Raw genomic sequence first — 6,853 nt, 5'->3', positions numbered from 1 at the left:
TCGTCACCCACGAAATGGGCTTTGCCCGCAACGTCAGCAACACCGTCGCCTTCATGGATGGCGGGCGGCTGATCGAGCACGGCCCCTCGGCGCGGGTCCTGACCCAACCCGACAACCCCCGCACCGCTGATTTCCTCAAGGCCGTGCAACGATAACCGCAAGAACCGACAGGATGGGAACCACAATGCAAAAAGCAATTCTGGCCGCTTCGGCCTGCCTCTTCGCCATGACCGCACATGCGCAGGATCTGCCGGAAAAGTACAAGACCGCCGGCAAGCTGATCGTCGCCAACACGCCGAACTATCCGCCGATGGAGTATCGCGACCCGGCGACGAACGAACTCGTCGGTGTCGATATCGACCTCGGCAAGGCGCTGGCAAAACAGCTCGACACGGAAATCGAATGGTCCGAGATCGGCTTCGAGCAGATGGTCTCCTCGCTCAACACCGGCCGCGTCGATCTCGTGCTGAGCGGCATGAGCGACCTGCCGGCCCGCCGCGAGACCATGGACTTCGTCGACTACATGCGGTCCGGCGCGCAGTTCTACACCTCGGCCAAGCGCAAGGACGAGTTCAAGACCCTCACCGACTTCTGCGGCAAGACCGTCGGCATGAGCCGCCGCACCTCCTTCCCGGACGAAGCCGCCAAGTGGAGCGCGGCAAATTGCGAGGCGAACGGCAAGCCGGCGCTGAACATCGTCGGCACGGAAGGCTCGGCTGACGCCCGCACGCAGCTCAAGCAGGGCCGCCTCGACGGCGCGGTGCAGGGCTCGGAAACCCTGCCTTACCTGCTGACGCTCGAGAAGGACACCTACGCCATCGTCGGCGAGCCCTTCACGGAAGTCTATCAGGGCATCGGTTTCTCCAAGCAGACGCCGGAGCTGCGCGACGCCATCGCCGGCGCGCTGAAGGCCATCATGGCCTCGGGGGAATATAAGGCCATCTTCGAGAAATACGACCTTGCCGGCAGCACGCTGGACGGCGTGATGATCAACGGCGAAGCCGCGAAGTGATCGGAGAACGGCCCGGCGCGCCTGCCGGGCCGTTCTCCCCGCCTGCCCCAATGAGGATGTCATGATGTCCGATGCTGCCCGAGGCGGCCTGCCGGCGTTGCCGCATGTCGAGGCGCTTGCCGAATTCTGCGCCAGGCTGGCCCCTGCCGACCTGCCCGGCCGGATCGTCGCCCGCACGAAATCTCACCTTCTCGATACGCTCGGTGCCGCACTCGCCGGCACCCGATCCGCCGAATTCCGCAGGATGCGGGCGCTCGCCGCACCCGGCGGGCAGACGCCGCTTCTGGCCTCGTCCGAGCGGACGGCCCCGCGCGATGCGGCGCTTGTCAACGGCGTTGCCGCCCATGTCTTCGAGCTCGATGATTCCGGCGGCTGCGACCACACCGGCGCCGTCGTGTTGCCGGCGCTGCTGGCTGCCCTGCCCTCCTGCCCTGCGCCGGTCTCCGGCGGCGATCTCATCTGCGCGCTGACCGCCGGATACGAGGTCGGCCGGCGCGTGCTGGATGCCTCGGGCGGTTACGGCGCCCATAATGGCGCGGGCTGGCACTCCACCGGCACCTGCGGCACGCTGGCGTCGGCTGCCGCGGTCGCCCGGCTGCGCGGTTACGACAGTGCACTGTTTCGTCAGGCCGTGACGCTGGCGACCAGTTTCTCTTCCGGCCTGTGGGCCTTCAACCACGACGGCAGCCAGGCGAAGAAGGTGCATGCCGGCCGGGCCGCCGAGGGCGGCCTGCTTGCTGCCGATCTCGCCGCTGCCGGCTTTTCCGGCCCCGCGCAGGTCTTCGAGGATGTCTGGGGTGGCTTCTTCCGTTCCTTCGTGCGCGATGCGGGCCGGCCGGAGGAGTTTTCCGCGGGTCTCGGCTCGGCCTGGAAGATCGAGCGGGCCTCGCTGAAGCCTTATGCCGCCTGCCGCGGCGCCCATTCCGCCATCGACGCCGTTCGCGATATCCTCACCGACACAGGCCGTGCCGCTGCCGATGTCGTGAAAATCGAGTTGAGGCTAAGCCCTTTCCTGATGGACATGTGCGGCCGGGCGCGGCTGGAAACGCTGGCAGGCGCCCAGATGAGCCTCGGCTACGCGCTGGCCGCACTCTCGGTCTTCGGCCGCGTCGATCTCGAGCAGTATTCCGCCGCCGCGCGCAGCGACCCGCGCATCGTCGATGCGCTCGGCCGCATCCGGCTTCATCCCGACCGGGACATGCCGCAGATGGCCGAACCCGAGGTGACCGTCACCTTCGCGGATGGCAACAGCAGGACCGCCATGGTGCCGCGTGCCACCGGCTCCAGCGAACGCCCCATGACCGATGCGGCCATCCGCGCCAAGTTCGACAGTCTCGCGTCGATGGCGCTGCCCGTCGCCCCCGTTGCCGGTCTTGCGGCCTTCGTCGAGACGCTGGAACGGCAGGACGACTGCCGCGGCCTGCCCGAACTGCTGGTATCGGCGGAGCCCGAGCCGCCGGTCTTTGCCTGAAGAGGAGGTTTCATGACATATGATCTCAGCCCCCGGCCGCTCAACCCGGCGCCACCCGCACCGCATTTCGACTGGCCGCACGGCAAGAAGAGCGCGCTGTTCATCGGCTTCGACGTCGATGCCGAAACCGCCTGGATCGGCAACAACCACGCCAATGTCGACCGGATGGTGACAACCTCGCTGGGTGGCTACGACGCGCGCGTGGGGATCGCCAAGATCCTCGACCTCATGGACGTGCTGAACCTCAAGGCAACCTTCTTCATTCCCGGCTGGACCGCCGAGGCCCATACGGCGGCCTGCGAGCCGATCGTCAGGGCCGGACATGAGATCGCCCATCACGGTTACCTGCACAAATGCCCGGACCGCAACAAGCTGGATGAGGCCAGGGAGGAGATCGACCGCGGGCTGGCCGCGCTGAAATCCCGCCTTGGCGTCACGCCCGTCGGCTACCGGGCCCCGTCCGGCGAGAATTTCCCGGAGCTGCTCGCCTACCTCTCCGAACGCGGCCTGCGCTATTCCAGCTCCTTCCGCGACGATATCCGCCCCTATCGCCACAAGCTGGCCGACGGCCGGCCCGGCCCCGTGGAAATTCCGGTCAACTATGCGTTCGACGACTGGAACTTCGGTATCACCAGCCGCCTGGACGGCCGCCCGCTCTTCGGCAGGGACGCCATCCTGCCCCTCTGGCGGGAAGAATTCGCCGGCACCCACGAATGGGGCGGAGTGAGCACCCTGGTCCTGCATCCGCAAGTTTCCGGCCGGCCGATGCGCTGGCGGATCCTCCACGATTTCCTCGCCGAGATCGCCGCGCGCGACGACGTCTGGATCGCGACAGGCGCCGAGATCCTGGCGCATTACGAAGCCAGCACCGCACCGGCCTAGAAGACCGGTCACGCGCTGCCGGCAAGTCGACCCGCAGGAAAGCCCGACGTGCTTTCCTGCGGGCAATCGCGTTTGTGCATCCTGGCCCTAGTCGTTTTCCTCATAGCCTTAGCCGATATTTGCGTTTGATCGCCGGCAGAACTCTGCCAACCTTGGAACCGCAATAAAAACAAGTAACTAGCTAGGCGGGACCGAGGAAGATCCCGCCACGCCCTGCCGCATCGGCATGGGGCCGCCAGCCTCTCTGGAAGAGCGGACCCGTGCACCGGCCGGACCAACGTCAACCACCATCAGAGGGATGAACATGTCGAAACGAAACGCAATTTTGAAAGCCCTGGCCCTCGCGGCCGCCATCACCCTTCCTGCCACGGCCGGCGCCGAGGACATTGCCATGCCGCAGGCCCTCAAGGACAAGGGTCGTCTGGTCGTCGGCATCGAATCCAGCTATCCGCCCATGGCCTATCGCGATACGGCGACCAACGAACGCATCGGCCTCAACATCGACCTGGTGACCGCTATCGGAAAGAAACTCGGCATCGATGTGCAGTGGGAGGAGATGGGCTTCGAGCAGCTGATGACCTCGGTGGAAACCGGCCGCATCGACATGATCGGCGCCGCGATCAGCGATCTTCCCAAGCGCCGCGAGAAGATGACCTTCGTCGACTATCTCGTCACGGGCGCGCAGCCCTTCACGCTCAAGGACAAGGCCGAGACGCTGAAGACGAATCTCGACCTGTGCGGCCAGCGCGTCGGCGCGCCGAGCTTCACCAGTTACTTCCCCGAGGCGAAGAAGTGGAGTGACGAGAACTGCGTCGCGGCGGGCAAGCCGGCCATGATCGTCAACGGCACGAACGGCGCCACGGCAACGCGCCTCGACCTGAAGCAGGGCCGCCTCGATGCCGGCGTGCTCGGCCCGGAATTCGTCGTCCACCTGATGCGCGACGAGCCGGATACCTATGCGCTCGTCGGCGAGCCGCTGCTGACCAGCCTCTTCGGGCTTGCCTTCAAGAAGGACGACGTGGCGACAAGGGACGCCGTCGCCAAGGCGATCAACGCGCTGATCGCCGACGGCACCTATACCGAGATTCTCAAGAAACACGGCCTGGAGAAATGGGCGATGACCTCCACCAAGATCGACGCGGGCCAGTGAGCGGAGGACGATCGATGCACGCGATCTTGCTGCCGCGCACAGGCGGCCCGGATGTCCTGGAGTGGCGCGAGGTGGAAACACCTCGCGCAGCACCGGGAGAGGTGGTGATCGCCGTTGCGGCCGCCGCCCTCAATTATTCCGATCTGCTCCAGCGTCGGGGCACCTACAGCCTTGGAATTCCGCTGCCCCTGATCCTCGGCATCGAATGCTCCGGCACGATCGTCGAACTGGGCGACGGCGTCGAGGGCTGGCAGGTCGGAGAACGGGTCTGTGCGCTGGTCGCCGGCGGGGCGTATGCGGAGCAGGTGGCGGTGCCTGCGGCACAGCTCCTGCCGCTTCCCGCCAATGTCGATCCGATCGCCGCGGCCGGGCTTCCCGAGGCTGCCTGCACGGTCTGGTCCAATCTTCTCGATATCGCCCGGCTTCGGCCCGGCGAAACCGTGCTCGTCCATGGTGGTGCCGGTGGCATCGGTTCCTTCGCCATCCAGACGGCCCGCGCCATGGGCTGCCGTGTCTTCGCCACCGCGGGTGGAGAGGCGAAGCTGTCGCGCTGCCGCGCCTTCGGCGCCGACCGGGCGATCTCCTACCGCAACGAGGATTTCGTTGCCGTCGTTCGGGCGGAAACCGGCGGCAGGGGCGTGGATGTCATCCTGGACAATATGGGAGCGCCTTATCTCTCACGGAACATCTCCGCGCTGGCGCATGACGGCCGCATCGCGATGATCGGTCTTCAGGGGGGACGATCGGCGGAGATCAATCTCGGCCAGATGATGGGTCTTCGCGCTTCGCTGTTCACCACCTCGCTGCGCGACCGACCGCTCGCCGAGAAGGCGCGGATCGTCGCGGGCGTGCGCCGCGATCTCTGGCCTCTCCTGGAAAACGGCCGGGTCGCGCCGGTGATCGACCGGACCGTCCCTTTGCAGGAGGCACGGGCAGCGCATGCCTATATGGAGAGCGGCGGCCATGTCGGGAAAATCCTCCTGACCGCATAACCAGGCACTGCCCCTTGGCGGGGCAGCGCCCGTTCCCGGCATTAATCCGCAAGCGCCTCGAGTGCCTCGTCCTCCAGGCGGAAGAACAGCTTTTCCGGTTTGGGCGCGCCACCGAGGCGCTCATAGAAGGCAACGAGACGCAGGTCGGACGAATCCGCCGTCCAGTCGATGCGGGAAAGGCCGCGGCTCGATGCAATGCGGGCCAGCGCCCGCATCAGCGTCTTGCCGATGCCACGCTCGCGCTGCGCGTTTGAAACGTAAAGCTCTTTCAGGAAGATGCCCGGCTTCAGGCCGGGGCCGGGATAGATCGCGGAAAATGCGGCAAATCCCAGCACGGCCTCTTCATCCTCGCAAAGGAGGATTTCCGCTGCGGGCGGGCGGCGCGCCAGTCCAGCAATGATCTCTTCGTGTGACGGACAATAGACCCCGTAATGCGTCTGCATTTCCTGCATCAATGCAGCCAGCCTGGGCAGCGCCGGGTCGTCCTGCAAGAAAAAGCGTGTTTCGGTTTTCATGTGCGTCCTGATATCGATCGACTGCATCCTGCGCATCCCGCGCTCTTCTATACCAGAAATGGCGGAGGCGAACGGCCAAAGGTTCGCGAGCGTCTGAGCCGGACGATCCTATCGCGAAACGTGTGAGTGGAGACGAGACGTCTCAGTCCCTCGGGCAAGGCCAGGTCGCCGGCGTCTTGAGGCCTTTCGGAAGCCGCGTCGCGGTGTCGCCGCAGGCAATGTCGATTTGGGACTGGTCGAGGCCGGTCGCGCGGGAAAGATCCAGGCTCTCGATCCGCGTCAGCAGCATGAACGCCCTGTCGAAGCCGACCGTTCCTTCCACGCTCGCCTTGCTCAGATCGGCACGAGAAAGGTTCGCATAGGCAAAGCTCGCGCCCGAGAGGATCGCCTGGTCGAAGGACGCGCGGCTGAGGTCGGCCTTCTCGAAATTCGCGTAGCGCAGGTCGGCGCCATTGAACGCGGCGCGCTGAAGTTCTGCGGATGCAAACGAGGCTCCCTGCGCAACGACATTCTGCAGGTTGGATCGATAGGCTTCGACCCTTGCGAAATTCGCCTTGTTCAGACGGGCACCGTTGAACCAGGCCCGGATCAGGGTCGCCTTCTCCAGGACGGCCTCCGTCAGGTTCGTATCGCGCATGTCGGTGTAGCTCAGATCGGCATCGCGGAAATTGGCGCCGGTGAAGTCGCTGCCGCCCAGCATCAGGTTCTTCTTGCTGCAGGCGCTCCAATCAACCTCGGGCGCGGGGTCCGCCCGGCAATCCGCGGCGTCGGCATGACCGAGAGGAAGGCCCACGGTCATCGCCAGACATGCCGCGACGAAACCCAAAAGCA

At 65.7% G+C, this 6,853-nt stretch carries 8 protein-coding genes; 6 read left to right on the top strand and 2 right to left on the bottom strand.

What is annotated here, in order from left to right; all coding sequences use genetic code 11:
- Positions 1 to 14: 14 nt before the first annotated feature.
- The 6 genes from AABF56_RS32380 to AABF56_RS32355 all read left to right on the top strand — a co-directional run bounded on the left by AABF56_RS32380 (position 15) and on the right by AABF56_RS32355 (position 5,507).
- Entirely contained in the window at positions 15 to 155 is a 141-nt protein-coding gene (locus AABF56_RS32380; RefSeq protein ID WP_338341941.1) for a hypothetical protein, read from the top strand.
- Positions 156 to 184: 29 nt separating this feature from the next.
- Positions 185 to 1,012 carry an ABC transporter substrate-binding protein gene (locus tag AABF56_RS32375; protein WP_272809532.1) on the top strand — a complete coding sequence of 276 codons (828 nt, stop codon included), beginning with the start codon at positions 185 to 187 and terminating at the stop codon, positions 1,010 to 1,012.
- Positions 1,013 to 1,076: 64 nt separating this feature from the next.
- Positions 1,077 to 2,483, top strand: a complete 1,407-nt coding sequence (locus AABF56_RS32370; RefSeq protein WP_272809533.1) for an MmgE/PrpD family protein — start codon at positions 1,077 to 1,079, stop codon at positions 2,481 to 2,483.
- Between the two features lie 12 nt (positions 2,484 to 2,495).
- A complete protein-coding gene (locus tag AABF56_RS32365) occupies positions 2,496 to 3,365 on the top strand; it encodes a polysaccharide deacetylase family protein (protein ID WP_272809534.1) in 870 nt (289 codons plus the stop codon).
- Positions 3,366 to 3,690: 325 nt separating this feature from the next.
- Positions 3,691 to 4,515, top strand: coding sequence for an ABC transporter substrate-binding protein (locus tag AABF56_RS32360; RefSeq protein ID WP_272809535.1), 825 nt, complete (start codon positions 3,691 to 3,693; stop codon positions 4,513 to 4,515).
- A gap of 14 nt (positions 4,516 to 4,529) precedes the next feature.
- On the top strand, positions 4,530 to 5,507 hold the full coding sequence (locus tag AABF56_RS32355; RefSeq protein ID WP_272809536.1) for an NAD(P)H-quinone oxidoreductase: 978 nt from the start codon (positions 4,530 to 4,532) through the stop codon (positions 5,505 to 5,507).
- Between the two features lie 41 nt (positions 5,508 to 5,548).
- Here the strand turns inward: AABF56_RS32355 and AABF56_RS32350 are convergent, their stop codons facing one another.
- Positions 5,549 to 6,049, bottom strand: a complete 501-nt coding sequence (locus AABF56_RS32350; protein ID WP_443021347.1) for a GNAT family N-acetyltransferase — start codon at positions 6,047 to 6,049, stop codon at positions 5,549 to 5,551.
- A 115-nt stretch (positions 6,050 to 6,164) separates the two neighbouring features.
- A complete protein-coding gene (locus AABF56_RS32345; protein ID WP_272809567.1) occupies positions 6,165 to 6,821 on the bottom strand; it encodes a pentapeptide repeat-containing protein in 657 nt (218 codons plus the stop codon).
- Positions 6,822 to 6,853 lie beyond the last annotated feature (32 nt).

This window comes from Shinella sp. WSC3-e (genome assembly GCF_945994535.1).
GTDB lineage: Bacteria > Pseudomonadota > Alphaproteobacteria > Rhizobiales > Rhizobiaceae > Shinella > Shinella yambaruensis.
The sequence above is the reverse complement of the archived record's forward strand: the minus strand, read 5'-3'. Positions and strand labels throughout refer to the sequence as shown.